General features: G+C 66.4%; 11 protein-coding genes. 6 read left to right on the top strand and 5 right to left on the bottom strand.

Features of this window, described 5'->3' with window-relative positions; genetic code table 11:
* Window positions 1-75: 75 nt before the first annotated feature.
* Window positions 76-1,563: a DHA2 family efflux MFS transporter permease subunit gene (locus AC066Y_RS19160; protein ID WP_478275240.1), complete on the top strand. Its 1,488-nt coding sequence runs from the start codon at window positions 76-78 to the stop codon at window positions 1,561-1,563.
* Between the two features lie 515 nt (window positions 1,564-2,078).
* Here AC066Y_RS19160 and AC066Y_RS19155 read toward each other — a convergent pair.
* Window positions 2,079-2,771 carry an RlmE family RNA methyltransferase gene (locus AC066Y_RS19155; RefSeq protein ID WP_478275239.1) on the bottom strand — a complete coding sequence of 231 codons (693 nt, stop codon included), beginning with the start codon at window positions 2,769-2,771 and terminating at the stop codon, window positions 2,079-2,081.
* Window positions 2,772-2,937: 166 nt separating this feature from the next.
* Entirely contained in the window at window positions 2,938-3,981 is a 1,044-nt protein-coding gene (locus tag AC066Y_RS19150; RefSeq protein ID WP_342722501.1) for a Ppx/GppA phosphatase family protein, read from the bottom strand.
* 223 nt (window positions 3,982-4,204) lie between these two features.
* Here AC066Y_RS19150 and AC066Y_RS19145 point away from each other — a divergent pair, with 223 nt between their 5' ends.
* A complete protein-coding gene (locus AC066Y_RS19145) occupies window positions 4,205-6,577 on the top strand; it encodes a xanthine dehydrogenase family protein molybdopterin-binding subunit (RefSeq protein WP_478275238.1) in 2,373 nt (790 codons plus the stop codon).
* A gap of 160 nt (window positions 6,578-6,737) precedes the next feature.
* On the opposite strand, the gene AC066Y_RS19140 is transcribed toward AC066Y_RS19145, so the two are convergent.
* Entirely contained in the window at window positions 6,738-7,541 is an 804-nt protein-coding gene (locus AC066Y_RS19140) for a hypothetical protein (RefSeq protein WP_478275237.1), read from the bottom strand.
* A 136-nt stretch (window positions 7,542-7,677) separates the two neighbouring features.
* On the opposite strand from AC066Y_RS19140, the gene AC066Y_RS19135 reads away from it, so the two are divergent.
* The 3 genes from AC066Y_RS19135 (at window position 7,678) to AC066Y_RS19125 (ending at window position 11,179) form a co-directional block, all read left to right on the top strand.
* Complete coding sequence (locus AC066Y_RS19135) at window positions 7,678-8,175, top strand: YaiI/YqxD family protein (protein ID WP_478275236.1); 498 nt, start codon at window positions 7,678-7,680, stop codon at window positions 8,173-8,175.
* Window positions 8,176-8,179: 4 nt separating this feature from the next.
* Window positions 8,180-9,994 (top strand): ABC-F family ATP-binding cassette domain-containing protein, encoded by a 1,815-nt coding sequence (locus tag AC066Y_RS19130; protein WP_478275235.1) that lies wholly within the window; start codon window positions 8,180-8,182, stop codon window positions 9,992-9,994.
* A 105-nt stretch (window positions 9,995-10,099) separates the two neighbouring features.
* Window positions 10,100-11,179, top strand: a complete 1,080-nt coding sequence (locus AC066Y_RS19125) for a D-TA family PLP-dependent enzyme (RefSeq protein ID WP_478275234.1) — start codon at window positions 10,100-10,102, stop codon at window positions 11,177-11,179.
* 98 nt (window positions 11,180-11,277) lie between these two features.
* Here the strand turns inward: AC066Y_RS19125 and AC066Y_RS19120 are convergent, their stop codons facing one another.
* Window positions 11,278-12,180 carry a LysR family transcriptional regulator gene (locus tag AC066Y_RS19120; RefSeq protein WP_478275233.1) on the bottom strand — a complete coding sequence of 301 codons (903 nt, stop codon included), beginning with the start codon at window positions 12,178-12,180 and terminating at the stop codon, window positions 11,278-11,280.
* A gap of 92 nt (window positions 12,181-12,272) precedes the next feature.
* On the opposite strand from AC066Y_RS19120, the gene AC066Y_RS19115 reads away from it, so the two are divergent.
* A complete protein-coding gene (locus tag AC066Y_RS19115; protein ID WP_478275232.1) occupies window positions 12,273-13,490 on the top strand; it encodes an MFS transporter in 1,218 nt (405 codons plus the stop codon).
* Window positions 13,491-13,496: 6 nt separating this feature from the next.
* On the opposite strand, the gene AC066Y_RS19110 is transcribed toward AC066Y_RS19115, so the two are convergent.
* Complete coding sequence (locus AC066Y_RS19110) at window positions 13,497-14,720, bottom strand: BaiN/RdsA family NAD(P)/FAD-dependent oxidoreductase (RefSeq protein ID WP_478275231.1); 1,224 nt, start codon at window positions 14,718-14,720, stop codon at window positions 13,497-13,499.
* Window position 14,721 lies beyond the last annotated feature (1 nt).

Raw genomic sequence — 14,721 nt, 5'->3', positions numbered from 1 at the left:
TTCCGCAATAGCGTGGTCCGGGGCAGGATGATATGGCCCGCTCGCCCGCCTTTTCAGCAAAGCTGTCCTATTTTGATGAACAAGCAACGCCTGATCCCGCTCATCGTCGCCACCGCGCTTTTCATGGAAAACATGGATTCCACGGTGATCGCGACCTCGCTGCCGGCGATCGCCGCCGATATCGGCACCAGCCCCCTGACGCTGAAGCTCGCGATCACGTCCTATCTGCTGTCGCTCGCGGTGTTCATCCCGGCCAGCGGCTGGACCGCGGACCGCTTCGGCGCCCGCATCGTGTTTGCCGGCGCCGTCGCCGTGTTCATGCTGGGCTCGATCGGCTGCGCGCTGTCCTCCTCGGTGACCGATTTCGTGTTCGCCCGCATCCTGCAGGGCCTCGGCGGAGCGATGATGACCCCGGTCGGGCGACTGGTGCTGCTGCGCTCGGTCGACAAGAGCGCGCTGGTCAACGCGATGGCCTGGGTGACGGTACCGGCGCTGATAGGCCCGGTGATCGGGCCGCCGCTCGGCGGCTTCATCACCACCTATTTCTCCTGGCACTGGATCTTCCTGATCAACATCCCGATCGGGCTGCTCGGCATCTTCCTGGCGTTGAAATACATCGACCCGATCAAGAGCGAGGATCCCGAACGTTTCGATCTGGTGGGACTGGTGCTGGCCGGCGTCGGCCTCGCCGGCATCGCTTTCGGGCTGTCGGTCGCAGGCCTCAATCTGTTGCCGTGGCCGATCGTCGCCGCGCTGGTCGGGATCGGCACGGTGTCGATGACGCTCTACATCATCCACGCGCGGCGCACCGGTTCGCCGGTGCTCGATTTCGGACTGCTGCGGCTGCCGACCATGCGGGCGTCGATCGTCGGCGGCTTCATGTTCCGGCTCGGCATCGGCGCGCTGCCGTTCCTGCTGCCGCTGCTGATGCAGGTCGGTTTCGGCCTGTCGCCGTTCCAGTCCGGTCTCGTCACCTTTGCCTCCGCGGTCGGCGCCATGGGCATGAAGACCCTGGCGGCGCGCATCATCAAGGCCTTCGGATTCCGCAACATGATGACCGTCAACGCGGTGGTCAGTTCGGCCTTCCTCGCCGCCTGCGCCCTGTTCACGATCTCGACGCCGCTGATGCTGATCTTCACCATCCTGGTGGTCGGCGGTTTCTTCCGCTCGCTGCAATTCACCGCGATCAACACCGTGGCCTATGCCGAGGTCGAGGCGCCGCAGATGAGCCGCGCCACCACCCTCGTCAGCGTCAACCAGCAGCTCGCGGTGTCCGCGGGCGTCGCGGTCGGCGCGTTCTCCGTCGAAACCACGCTGGCGCTGCATCACCAGACCGAGCTGTCCGCCGATGTGTTTGGACCGGCGTTCATCGTGGTGTCGCTGATCTCGGCGGCCTCCGCCTGGTTCTTCTGGCAAATGCCGGTTGACGCCGGCAACGAGATCGCCGGCCGCAAGGCGATCGACATCTCGAGCCGCAAGGGCGCCGAGAAGCGCGCTGCCGCTGATGCCGTCAAGGCAGCGACCGAGGACACCCAGAACGCGCGCGATCAACGGCTCGGCTAGTTGATCGAACGAGCCGTCTCCGAAGCACGGACACTGCAAGCCGCCGTCCGGTCACGGCCAGGCCCTTAGGGGTGGCCGGTCATTCCGCCTGGCTGTCCTCGATCCGGACGTTCAACAAGTTCGTATGTGGGAACGTGGGTCGCTTCCAGCCACGATTCCAGCGCAGCTCCGCAGACCGTGCAGATCGCGTCACCCGTATGCGGCACCAAGAACTTCTCTTCAGTGCGTCTGTACTCAGCGCCGCATTTGCATTGAACAATGGTCGCCATATGAGAGATATGCGCCTGCAATATCAGATTTTCCAGCCCCGCCAGAAACGGCCCCAGTGCGCGAAACACCAAGGCCGCCAACCCGGTGGGGGTTTTCTCCCGGTGGGCTTGGGGGGGCATTGGCCGGGAGCAATAGAGTCGACTCCGGCCAGGCGCCAAGGTTCCAACGGGTCGCGCTGAAATGTTGTTCTGCGCGCGAGATCAGCAGCTGGGGTGAGTCCCGTCTCCCTCCGTCAATGACAATCTCTACGATGACGGCTGCTGCTGTCCACGAAACCCCGTCGCCAGCACATAACGCTCGGAGGAATCCTGCCGGCTGGCGGACGGCTTGACGTGACGCACGCTGGCGAAATCGCGCTTCAACTGCCCCACCAGCTCGGCGTCGGCGCCGCTCTGAAACACTTTGGCCAGGAACGTCCCGCCGGGATTGAGCACCTCGCCGGCAAAATGCGCGGCGGTCTCGACCAAGCCGATGATGCGCAGCTGATCGGTCTTGCGATGGCCCGTGGTGTTGGCCGCCATGTCCGACATCACGAAATCGGCGCCGCCGCCCATCATCGCGATCAGTTTTTCGGGCGCGTCATGGTCGAGGAAGTCGAGCTGCGCGAACGTCACTCCGGGGATCTCGCCCATCTCCAGGAGATCGATCGCGACCACCTTGCCCTTGCCGTCGGCGGCACCGGTGCGCTTGGCCGCGATCTGGCTCCAGCCGCCGGGTGCTGCGCCGAGGTCGACGACGGTCATGCCCGGCTTGAGCAGGCGATATTTGTCGTCGATCTCGAGCAGCTTGAAGGCCGCGCGCGAACGGTAGCCCATCGCCTTGGCCTTGGCGACATAGGGATCGTTAAGCTGGCGCTCGAGCCAGAGTTTTGACGACAGTTTTCGCTTGCCGCCGCTCTTGACCGTGACGTGCAGCCGCCCGGTGGTGTCTTTCGCCATATTGCTTCTCTACTCCCTCGCCCCGCTCTTGCGGGGAGAGGGTCGGGGTGAGGGGCCGGTTCCGCAATGAGGATGAGAGATGCGCCCGTGGAGAGTCCCCCTCACCCGGATTGCATTGACATGCAATCCGGCCTCTCCCCGCGAGCGGGGCGAGGCTAAGGCAGCTCTAGCACGCCCGCAGCGCGCCGTCCTCGCGCATCATCTCGACCAGCATGCCCTCGCGCAGGCCGCGATCGGCGACGCGAAGCCGCGGCATCGGGAACGCGTTACGGATCGCGTCGAGGATCGCGCAGCCGGCCAGCACTAGATCTGCCCGCTCGACGCTGATGCAGTTGTTGTTGACGCGCGCCTCGTAGTTCATGCCGAGCAGCTTCTGGATCGTCGCGGTGACGTCGCCATCGTTCATCCAGATGCCGTCGATGCGGCGGCGATCGTAGCGCGACAGATTGAGGAACACGCCGGCGAGCGTGGTCACGGTGCCCGAGGTGCCGAGCATGTGCATGTCGCGCAGGTCCTTGCCGTGCTCGGCCGCGAACGGCGCGACGTGGCGGGCGACCTCATCGATCATCCGCGCATACATGTCTCTGGTGACGTTCTTGCCGCCGAAATGTTCGGCCAGCGTGACGACGCCGAGCGGGATCGACATCCACGCCTTGATGCGCGGCGGCGCATCGGGCACGCCGGGATCGCGCTCGATCCGCACCAGCTCGGTCGAGCCGCCGCCGATGTCGAACAGGATGGCGCCCCGCCCCTTCGGGTCGAGCAGCGGCGAGCAGCCGATCACGGCGAGCGTTGCCTCGGTCTCGCGATCGATCACCTCGAGCTCGATGCCGGTCTCGGCTGCGACGCGCGCGCGGAAGCTTTCGGCATTGCCGGCGGCGCGGCAGGCCTCGGTGGCGATCAGCCGCAGCCGGCGGGCCTTGCGATAGCGGATCTTGTCGCTGCAAATGGCCAGCGCGGCGATCGCCCGCTCGATTGCGGCCTCGCTGATCGAGCCGGTCGCGGCGATGCCCTCGCCGAGCCGGATGATCCGCGAGAAGGAATCGACCACGCGGAACCCGTCGCCGGTGGGACAGGCGATCAACAGCCGGCAATTGTTGGTGCCGAGGTCGAGCGCGGCGTAGACGCCGCTCTCCGCGGCCGCTGCAATCAGCCCTGACGGGGCTTCGCCGGCCGGAGGGCCGTCACAAAGCCGCACATAGTCATTCATCAAAACACTGTCTTTCCGCAGGACCCAAAGAGCAATCCAGGGGGATTCTTGGGGCCCGCCGAATAATTGTCCGTTCACGGAAACTTTAGCAGCGTCAAAGCCCTACGCAAACTCCGTTCACATTGGGTCCATGCCCAATCGGGCGTTGTCGTTAAGGGGGGCGTGCGTTATCTCGTCTGCGCCCCCAAACTCCAGCAAATCCGGGCATTTCAGGTCATTTTCGATGCAAGATCATACGCCGCCCGCCTCCCTCGAAAACGCTATCGCACTGCAAAAATACGGTGTCGGACAGCCTGTTCGACGAAAGGAGGACGACACCCTGGTGCGCGGCAAGGGCAAATACACCGACGACTTCTCCCTGCCCGGCCAGGCTTACTGCTGGATGGTCCGCTCCTCCCATGCCCACGGCATCATCAAGGGGATCGATACGGAAGCCGCCAAGGCGATGCCGGGCGTGCTCGGCGTCTGGACCGGCGCCGACCTGGCGGCCGCGGGCTACAACCCCTTCACCTGCGGCCTGCCGCTGAAGAATCGCGACGGCTCGCCGCTCAAGCAGACCAACCGCCCGGCGCTCGCGACCGACAAGGTGCGCTTCGTCGGCGATCCCGTCGCCTTCGTGGTCGCGGAAACCGCGGCGCAGGCTCGCGATGCGGCTGAAGCCGTCGAGCTCGATATCGAGCCGCTGCCCGCGGTGACGGACGCGGCCGAAGCGACCAAGCCGGGCGCGCCGCAGCTCTATGACAACATCCCCGACAATGTCGCGCTGGACTATCATTATGGCGACACCGCCAGGATCGAGGCCGCGTTCGCTGCCGCCGCGCACGTCACAAAACTCGACATCGTCAACACCCGCGTCGCCGTGGTCTCGATGGAGCCGCGCGTCGCGCTGGCGCATTACGACAAGAAAACCGAACGCTTCACGCTGCAGGTGCCGACCCAGGGGGTCTCCGGCAACAAGGCGATCCTGGCGCGCCTGCTCAACGTGCCCGCCGACAAGGTCCGCATCCTCACCGGCAATGTCGGCGGCTCGTTCGGGATGAAGAACCTCAACTATCCCGAATACACCTGCATCGCGCATGCGGCGCGCGAGCTCGGCCGTCCCGTGAAGTGGCTCGACGAGCGCTCGACCAGCTTCCTGTCCGACAGCCAGGGCCGCGCTCAGCTGATCCATGCCGAGCTCGCGCTCGACGCCGACGGCAAGTTCCTCGCGGTGCGGCTCTCCGGCTACGGCAACCTCGGCGCCTACATCACCGGCGTCGCGCCGGGCCCGCTGTCGCTCAACACCGGCAAGAACCTCGCCAGCGTCTACCGCACGCCCCTGCTCGGCGTCGACATCAAGACGGTCGTGACCAACACCACGCTGATGGGGGCCTATCGCGGCGCCGGCCGGCCCGAGGCCAATTACTACATGGAGCGGCTGATCGACGCCGCCGCCGACGAGATGGGCATCAACCGCCTCACACTGCGCAAGCGCAACTTCATCAAGCCGTCGCAGCTGCCGTTCCCGGCCGCCTCCGGCGTCACCTATGACAGCGGCGATTTCGCCGGCGTGTTCCAGAAGGCGCTGGAAATCTCGGACTACGAGAACTTCGCCAGGCGCAAGAAGGAGAGCAAAAAGAGCGGCAAGCTGCGCGGCATCGCCGTCGGCTCCTATCTCGAGGTCACCGCGCCGCCGAGCGGCGAGCTCGGCAAGATCACCTTCGAGCCCGACGGCTCGGTAAAGCTCACCACCGGCACGCTGGATTATGGCCAGGGCCATGCCACGCCGTTCGCGCAGGTGCTGTCCGAGCAGCTCGGCGTCCCCTTCGAGAAGATCACCCTCGAACAGGGTGACAGCGATCTGGTGCGCTTCGGCAACGGCACCGGCGGCTCGCGCTCGATCACCGCGACCGGACAGGCGATCGTCGAGGCTTCCGCGCTGGTGGTCGAAAAGGGCAAGAAGGCGGCCGCGCACATGCTGGAGGCCTCCGAGGCCGACATCGAATTCGGCCAGGGCCGCTTCACCATCGCCGGCACCGACCGTTCGATCGGCATCATGGAGCTCGCCGAGCGGATGCGCGAAAGCAAGATGCCCGAGGGCACGCCGGAGACGCTCGACGTCGATCACGCCACCAAGGAGACGGCGTCGACCTTCCCGAACGGCTGTCACGTCGCCGAGGTCGAGATCGATCCCGACACCGGCGTGACGCGGATCGTGCGCTACTCGGCCGTCAACGATTTCGGCACCGTGGTCAATCCGATGATCGTCGCCGGCCAGCTCCATGGCGGCGTCGCGCAAGGCATCGGCCAGGCGCTGATGGAGGAAGTCAGCTACGATGGCTCGGGCCAGCCGATCACCGGCTCGTTCATGGACTACGCGCTGCCGCGCGCCGGCGACGTGCCGTCGATGCTGGTCGGCGATCACCCCTCGCCGGCGAAATCCAATCCGCTCGGCACCAAGGGCTGCGGCGAAGCCGGCTGCGCCGGCAGCCTCGTCTGCATCGTCAATGCCGTGGTGGATGCGCTGTCGGAGTACGGCATCAAGCACATCAACATGCCGCTGACGCCGGAACGCGTCTGGCGCGCGATCCAGGACGCCAAGGCGAAGGCGGCGTAAGGCGCCGCTTCAGCATCACTCACCGCTGTCATCGCCCGCGCAAGCGGGTGATCCAGTATTCCAGAGACGTCAGCGATAGAACCGACAGGCTGCGGCGTACTGAATACCCCGCATGCGCGGGGTATGACACCTGTTGGTGCGGACGGGCTTTGCCCCTTCCCTACGCCGCAGCCTGCTCGCGCGGCTGGGTGATGGCGATGTGGTGGCAATGCGCGAGCGGCGTGCCGTTGCCGAGCACCAGCGCGTCGAGCTCGACGAAGCGGTGGCCCTTCTTGTCGTAATTGCCGGTCACCTTGGCGCGCGCGGTCAGCTCCTCGCCGATCTTGCCCGCCGACAACAGCTGCATGCGGGTGCCGACATGGATCCACGGCCCGAGGATCGCATTGTCAACCAGCACCTTGTTCATCACCCGCGGCAGCAGGCCGGGATGGCCGAGACCTTCGCGCAAGTAGATCGGGTCGGTCTCGCGGATATCGGCGAGATATTCCCTGGCGGCATCACCGGACCAGTCGCGCGGGATGGTGCCGAGCCACTTGCCCTCTTCATAGGACGACGCGCTGACCGGCTTGCGCTCGGCGACGGCCGCGACCTGCTTGTAATCGTCGAGCACAAATTTCGGCGCTGAGGCCGGCAGCGACGCGGTGCCGGTGGCGCAGAGCTCGCCGCGGCTATGGAGCTCGATCATGAGCCCATCGCCGGTTTCCTGTCCGGTCAATTCCGCGATCTCGCCGTCATAGACCGGCTTCACGAAGCGGGCCTCGATCAGGCCGCGTTCCAGGAAATCGCGGCCCCACTTCTCGACCGGCAGGTGCATCATGTAGGCCATCACATCGACGCCGGGCACCAGACCGCCGGAAAAGCCGAACTTCCGCGCCACGGTGTCGTCGTGGATCTTGTTCTCGGACAGTTTCGAGGTGTTGTACGCCGAGACGCGGTAGGCCTGCGATCCGGTCTGCGAGTTCATGGGGTTTTCCCTTATTTCCGTTGTTTTTCTGGTGACAATGGTAGTCGAACGAAAAGGCATGGCAAGCCTCTCGTTTTGCTCGCAATTTTCCGCGCCATGGAGTACACGCAGGCCGCGCCCGCCAACCACCAGATCGATGACTGAAACCCCTGCACAGACCCGCATCTATGTCGACGCCGACGCCTGCCCGGTGAAGGACGAAATCTACCGCGTCGCGATCCGGCTCGGGGTGCCCGTCAGCGTGGTCGCGGGCAATTTCATCCGCGTGCCGCAGGATCCCCTGATCGAGCGCATCGCTGCCGGTTCCGGCATGGATGCCGCCGACGACTGGATCGCGGAGCGCGCGCATGAGGGCGACATTGTCATCACCGCGGACATTCCGCTGGCGAGCCGCTGCGTCAAGGCCGGCGCCGATGTGATCGCGCCGAACGGCAAGCCGTTCACCGAACAATCGATCGGCATGACGCTCGCTGTACGCAATCTGATGACCGATCTGCGCTCTTCGGGTGAGATCACCGGCGGGCCGAAATCATACTCGCCGCGCGACCGCTCGAATTTCCTGGCGGCGCTCGACCAGACCATCCGCCGCATCCAGCGCCGTCGCGCCGAGCAGGCGCCGGCAAACGGGAATTAGCGCGATGGCCCCACCGCTCATCCAGCTCAAGGACATCAGCCTGACGTTTGGCGGCACGCCGCTGCTCTCCAGCGTCGAGCTGTCGGTCTCCGCGGGCGAACGCGTCTGCCTGATCGGCCGTAACGGCTCCGGCAAATCGACGCTGCTGCGCATCGCGGCCGGCCTGGTCGAACCTGACTCCGGCAGCCGTTTCGTGCAGCCCGGTGCCACCATCCGCTATCTACCGCAGGAGCCGGATTTCGGCGACCACAAGACGACGCTGGCCTATGTCGAAGCGGGCCTTGGCCCCGGCGACGACCACTACCAGGCGCGTTATCTGCTCGAACAGCTCGGCCTCACCGGCGAGGAAGATCCCGCGCACGTCTCCGGTGGCGAGGCGCGCCGCGCGGCGCTGGCACGGGTGCTGGCGCCTTCGCCCGACATCCTGCTGCTGGACGAGCCGACCAACCATCTCGATTTGCCGACCATCGAATGGCTCGAAGGCGAATTGGAGAGCCGGCGCTGCGCGCTGGTCCTGATCAGCCACGACCGCCGCTTCCTCACCAATCTGTCGCGCACCACCGCCTGGCTCGACCGCGGCCAGATCCGGCAGATCGAGCGCGGCTTCGGCGCCTTCGAGGCGTGGCGCGACGAGGTGCTGGCGGAGGAAGAACGCGAGCAGCACAAGCTCGACCGCAAGATCGTCAACGAAGAGCACTGGCTGCGCTACGGCGTGTCCGGCCGCCGCAAGCGCAACGTCAAGCGGCTCGGCAATCTCTTTGCGCTGCGCGATCAGCGCCGCGACTACCGCGGCGCCACCGGCAATGCCACGCTCGCCGCCGCCGAGGCCGAGAAATCCGGCCGCCTCGTGATCGAAGCGAAGACCATCACCAAGGCCTATGGCGAGCGCACGATCGTCGATACCTTCTCGACCCGGATCCAGCGCGGCGACCGCGTCGGCATCGTCGGCCCGAACGGCGCCGGCAAGACCACGCTGGTGCACCTTCTGATCGGCAACGATCCGCCCGATTCCGGTTCGGTGCGGCTCGGGGCCAATATCGAGATGGCGACGCTCGACCAGCATCGCGAGAGCCTCGATCCGAAGCTGACCTTGGCCGAGGCGTTGACCGGTGGCCGCGGCGACCACGTCATGGTCGGCGACAAGTCGAAGCACGTCATCGGCTACATGAAGGATTTCCTGTTCGCGCAGGAGCAGCGCGGCACGCCGCTGGAAGCCCTCTCCGGCGGCGAGCGCGGCCGCCTGATGCTGGCGCGCGCGCTCGCCAAGCCGTCGAACCTCTTGATCCTGGACGAGCCGACCAACGACCTCGATCTCGAAACCCTCGACGTGCTCGAGGACATGCTCGGCGATTACGACGGCACCGTGATCCTGATCAGCCACGACCGCGATTTCCTCGACCGCGTGGTGACGTCGGTGATCGTGCCCGAAGGCCAGGGCCGCTGGATCGAATACGCCGGCGGCTATTCCGACATGCTGGCGCAGCGCGGCGCCGACGTGAAGCGCGAGACGGTGAAGGCGGACGCTCCGGCCGAGGAGAAAAAGGAAGCCAGGGCCGCGGCACCCGAAGCGGCCCCCAGGCGCCGGCTTAGCTTCAACGAGAAGCACGCGCTGGAAACTTTGCCGAAGACGATCGACAGACTGCACGCCGAGATCGCAAAGCAGCAGAAGCTGCTCGACGATCCCGACCTCTATGCGAAGGATCGCAAGAAGTTCGATGCTGCTTCAGCGGCGATCGCCAAGGCGCAGGACGAGCTCGCCGCCGCCGAGGACCGCTGGCTCGAGCTCGAAGTGCTGCGCGAAGAGATCGAACAAGCATGATGCGTAGCATGGGTAGAGCGCAGCGAAACCCATCATGACGCAACGAAGGAATTCGATGGGTTTCGTTTCGCCCTACCCATCCTACGAGGCCGGAGAAGAGACATCATGACCACGCCCCTCGCCGCCAAGATCGCCAAGGAATACGGCACACCCTGCGCCGTGATCGACATGGACCGTGTCGAGCGCAACATCGCGCGCATCCAGAAGGCCTGCGACGAGGCCGGCGTCGCCAACCGGCCGCACATCAAGACCCATAAGAACCCGATGCTGGCGCAGCTGCAGATCAAGGCAGGCGCCAAGGGCATCACCTGCCAGAAGCTCGGCGAGGCCGAGATCATGGCCGACAGCGGCATCGACGACATCCTGATCAGCTACAATCTGCTCGGCGACGAGAAGATGGCGCGGCTCAGCGCGCTGCAAAGCAAGGCCAACGTCACCGTCGCGGCGGATAATTCGGTCGTGATCGGCGACCTGCCGAAGGCGGCAGCCGCGTCCGGCCGCCCGCTCTCGGTCGTCGTCGAATGCGACACCGGGCGCAAGCGCGCCGGCGTCGAGACCCCGGCCGAGGCGATCGCGCTGGCGCGCGAGATCGCCGGCTCCAAGGGCCTGAGCTTTGCCGGCTTCATGCTGTACCCGACCGAGACCGGTTGGGTGGATGCGCAGAAGTTCTACGACGAGGCGCTGGCCGGCGTGCGCGCCCACGGCCTCGATGCGACAATCGTCTCCACCGGCGGCACGCCGAACCTCGTCAATCTCGGCAGACTGAAGGGCGGCACCGAGCACCGCTTCGGCACCTATATCTACAACGACCGCATGCAGGTCGCCGCCGGCGTCGCCACCTGGGACGATTGCGCGCTGCATATCTATTCCACCGTGGTCAGCCGCGCCGGCCCGGAGCGCGGGATCCTCGATGCCGGCTCCAAGACGCTGACCTCGGACACCGGCGGCCTCGAAGGCCACGGCCTGATCCTCGAACATCCCGAGGCCAAGATCGCACGCTTTGCCGAGGAGCACGGCTTCCTTGATCTGTCCCGCAGCAACACGCGGCCCAATGTCGGCGACGTCGTGCGGATCGTGCCCAACCACGTCTGCGTCGTCGTCAACATGATGGACGAGGTGGTGATGGTGCGCGGCGAGGAGATCATCGGCGCGTTGCCGGTCGCGGCAAGAGGGAAGCTGCGCTAGCGACAATCTGTAGGATGGGTAGAGCGCAGCGAAACCCATCATGCTTCCGCGCGGATCGAAGTCGATGGGTTTCGCTTCGCTCTACCCATCCTACGAATCTACCCCCGGATCAGCGCCTGCAGCTCGCGGTCGAGCGCATCGCGAAACACTTCGATCGGCCGCGCCAGGCGGCCCGCGGGCGGGCGGTGCACGATCCAGGCGCGGACCGCCGGATTGAATTCCGCGATCTTCACGGTCTTGAGCCGGCTGCGGATCGGGCTTCGTTTCAACGCCACCGGCGTGACGAGGCCGATACCGAGCCCGCGCGCCACCAGCGACAGGCGCAATTCGCTGTCGAGCGCCTCGACCGCGATGGTGAACGGCAGATGCGCCGCATCGAAATGGCGCTTCAGCGTCTGGCGGAAACCGCAACCGTCCTGGTTGATCACCCACCCGGTCCGCGACAGCCATTCGAGGTCGACGAATTTCGGCGTCTTCATCTCGCGCGCGACGACGAACACCACCGGCTGCGCGCCGAGATCGGAGGCCACGAGATCGTCGGGCGGCGCGGTGCCGTCGGGCAGGCAGACCGCAGCGGCGTCAAGCTCGTTGCGGCTCACCCGCTCCATATGATTGGGCGACCAGCCCGAGACGACGCGCACCGCAAGCGAAGGGAATTCGCCGCGCACCGCATCGAGCGGTCCGGTCAGCCCCGCCTCCGACAAAAACGGCGTCAGGCCGAGCCTGAACTCGCCGCGTACCACGCCGTCATTGGCGACGCCTGACTTGAGGTCGTCGAGCATGCGCAGCACGCGGCGACCCTGCTCATAGGCCTCGATCCCCGCAGCCGTCGGCTTCAGCGGCTTCGACAGCCGGTCGAGCAGCTGCGCACCCAGCATCTCCTCGAGATTCTGAATCCGCCGCGTCACGCCGGGCTGGGTCAGGTTCAGCCGCGCTGAGGCCGCGACGATCGATCCGGTCTCCACCACGGCGACGAACGCAACAAGGTCATGGGTGTTCATAACAAACTCGCATATTCTTCATCAACTTATTTGAATTGTAGCATATTATGCCGATCCCCTAAAGGGGTCTCGCCACTCCGTCGCGAGGTCCCATGACGATTTCCGAAGCCACCAAGCTCTCCCCGGCGCGCGCCGTCTCCGTGCGTCCCCTGATCTGGATCGGCGCCATCACGACCGGCACCGTCGTCACCAATCTGTTTGCGCCGCAGATCCTGGTTGGCCTGATCAGCCGATCGCTCGACATGACCGCGCTGCAGGCCGGCCTGATCTCGACGCTGACCCTGCTCGGCTACGCGCTCGGGCTGTTGCTGCTGGTGCCACTGGTCGACCTCGTCGAGAACAGGCGGCTGATCCTGCGCACACTCGCCTGCGCCATCATCGCGGCGGTCGGCACCGCGATGGCGCCGACGCCGCTGATTTTGTTGGCCGCCACCTTCATCCTCGGCGCCTCCTGCGCCGCGATCCAGATGGTGGTGCCGCTGGTCGCCTCGATGGTGCCGCCGGAACGCCGGGGACAGGCGATCGGCGATGTCATGAGCGGGTTGATGATCGGCATCCTGCTGTCGCGGCCGATGGCGAGCCTGATCGCCGACAGTTGGAACTGGCGCGGCTACTACCTCACCTCGGCCGTGCTGATGGCCGTGCTCGGTGGCGCGCTGGCGCGCTACCTGCCGACGCTGCAGCCCACGACGAAGGTCAGCTACGGCCCGCTGCTGCGTTCGTTCCCAAGATTGCTGCGCGAGGAACCGGTGCTGCGCGTGCGTGCCTGGACCGCCGCGCTGGTGATGGCATCGTTCACCGCTTTTTGGGCCGCGGTGGCGCTGCGGCTGCCGGATGCGCCGTTCAAGCTCGATGCCAAGGGCATCGCGCTGTTCGCGCTGATCGGCGTGGCCGGGGCGGCGGCGACCCCGATCGCCGGGCGCTGGGGCGACCGAGGTTTCGCGCGGCCGTTGCTGATCGTCTCGCACCTTCTCATCGTCGGCGCGCTCGCGCTGTGCGCTTGGGCAGGCATGACCGAATCGCGGATCACGGCCCTCGCGCTGCTTGGCGTCGGCGCCGTGCTGCTCGATTTCGGCATCACCACCGACCAGACACTCGGCCGCCGCGCCGTCAATTTGTTGCAGCCCGAGGCGCGCGGCCGGATCAACGGCCTGTTCGTGGCGCTGTTCTTCATCGGCGGCGCGGTCGGCGCAGCCGCGGCGTCCGCGGCGTGGAGCTTTGGCGGCTGGACGGCGGTCTGCGCGGTGGCCGCCACGTTCGGCGTGCTGGGGTTCATGACCGACATCGCGACGAAGACGGGATCGGAATGACCAGGTTTACGCGGCGCGTTGCGCGAGCCAGTTCAACGCGCCCTTCCCCGCGGCGCGCCCCGTCGCAAACGATGCCTGCAACAGATAGCCGCCGGTCGGCGCCTCCCAGTCGAGCATCTCGCCGGCGGCGAAAACACCGGGTAGCCGACGCAGCATGAAGTGCGCGTCGAGCTCGTCGAACCTGATCCCGCCGGCGCTCGAGATCGCGCGCGCGATCGGCGCCACGCCCGATATCTCGATCGGCACCGCATTGATTAGCCCGGCCAGTTCAGCCGGCGGCAGCGCGGCCAACGATCGGCCGGAGACCGCTGCTGCCTCCTGCAACAGCCCGATGCCGACGGGCGAGAGCTGCGCCGCCTTGCGCAGGAAGTTGGAGAAGGATTGCTTGCCCTTCGGCTCCGACAGCCGCGCGACCAGTTCGTCGCGTGCAGCATCGGGCCGCAGCGCCACGCTGAGCGTCGCCGTTCCCCTGGCGAGCACCGCCTCGCGCAATTCCGCCGACAGCGCGTAGATCGCGCCGCCCTCGATCCCGGTGCGGGTGACGATCGCCTCGCCGCGCACGGTGTGCGGTCCGATCGTGAGGGCGACGCCCTTGAGCGGCTGGCCCTCAAACCGGTCACGAAAGACATTCGACCATGCGACTGTGAAGCCGGAATTGGCCGGTTTCATCGGCGCCACGGCAATGCAGTTCGCCGCGAGGATCTCCGCCCAGGCGCCATCCGAGCCGAGCCGCGGCCAGCTCGCGCCGCCGAGCGCGAGCACGACTGCGTCAGCGTTGGCCACGCGCGGGCCGTCCGGCGTCTCGAACAGCAGTCCGCCGCGCGCGTCCCAACCGATCCAGCGATGCCGGAATGCGAACGCAACGCCCGCGGCATCGAGCCGCCGCAGCCAGGCTCGCAGTAGCGGCGATGCCTTGAACGCTTTTGGAAACACGCGGCCGCTGGTACCGACGAAGGTCGGCTCCCCCAGCGCCTCGCTCCAGGCCCGTAGCGCATCGGGCGGAAACGCCTCGACCGCGGCCTTCAGGTCCGGCATCGCCTCGCGATAGCGCTTGAGGAAATCGGCCAGCGGCTCGCTGTGGGTGAGATTGAGCCCGCCGCGCCCGGCCATCAGGAACTTGCGGCCCGCCGACGGCATCGCGTCATAGACAGTGACCTGCGCACCGCCCGCCGCAAGCGTTTCCGCCGCCATCAGGCCGGCGGGACCGGCTCCGATGACGGCGACGCTCATG

The organism is Bradyrhizobium sp. USDA3010, assembly GCF_056429065.1.
Note: the sequence above shows the minus strand (reverse complement) of the source record. Positions and strands in the feature narration are given on the sequence as shown.

Bases quoted from the DNA above. Each gene is read 5' to 3' on its own strand.
- AC066Y_RS19160 (WP_478275240.1), top strand. From the start codon at position 76: ATGAACAAGCAACGCCTGATCCCGCTCATCGTCGCCACCGCGCTTTTC.
- AC066Y_RS19155 (WP_478275239.1), bottom strand. From the start codon at position 2,771: ATGGCGAAAGACACCACCGGGCGGCTGCACGTCACGGTCAAGAGCGGC.
- AC066Y_RS19150 (WP_342722501.1), bottom strand. From the start codon at position 3,981: ATGAATGACTATGTGCGGCTTTGTGACGGCCCTCCGGCCGGCGAAGCC.
- AC066Y_RS19145 (WP_478275238.1), top strand. From the start codon at position 4,205: ATGCAAGATCATACGCCGCCCGCCTCCCTCGAAAACGCTATCGCACTG.
- AC066Y_RS19140 (WP_478275237.1), bottom strand. From the start codon at position 7,541: ATGAACTCGCAGACCGGATCGCAGGCCTACCGCGTCTCGGCGTACAAC.
- AC066Y_RS19135 (WP_478275236.1), top strand. From the start codon at position 7,678: ATGACTGAAACCCCTGCACAGACCCGCATCTATGTCGACGCCGACGCC.
- AC066Y_RS19130 (WP_478275235.1), top strand. From the start codon at position 8,180: ATGGCCCCACCGCTCATCCAGCTCAAGGACATCAGCCTGACGTTTGGC.
- AC066Y_RS19125 (WP_478275234.1), top strand. From the start codon at position 10,100: ATGACCACGCCCCTCGCCGCCAAGATCGCCAAGGAATACGGCACACCC.
- AC066Y_RS19120 (WP_478275233.1), bottom strand. From the start codon at position 12,180: ATGAACACCCATGACCTTGTTGCGTTCGTCGCCGTGGTGGAGACCGGA.
- AC066Y_RS19115 (WP_478275232.1), top strand. From the start codon at position 12,273: ATGACGATTTCCGAAGCCACCAAGCTCTCCCCGGCGCGCGCCGTCTCC.
- AC066Y_RS19110 (WP_478275231.1), bottom strand. From the start codon at position 14,720: ATGAGCGTCGCCGTCATCGGAGCCGGTCCCGCCGGCCTGATGGCGGCG.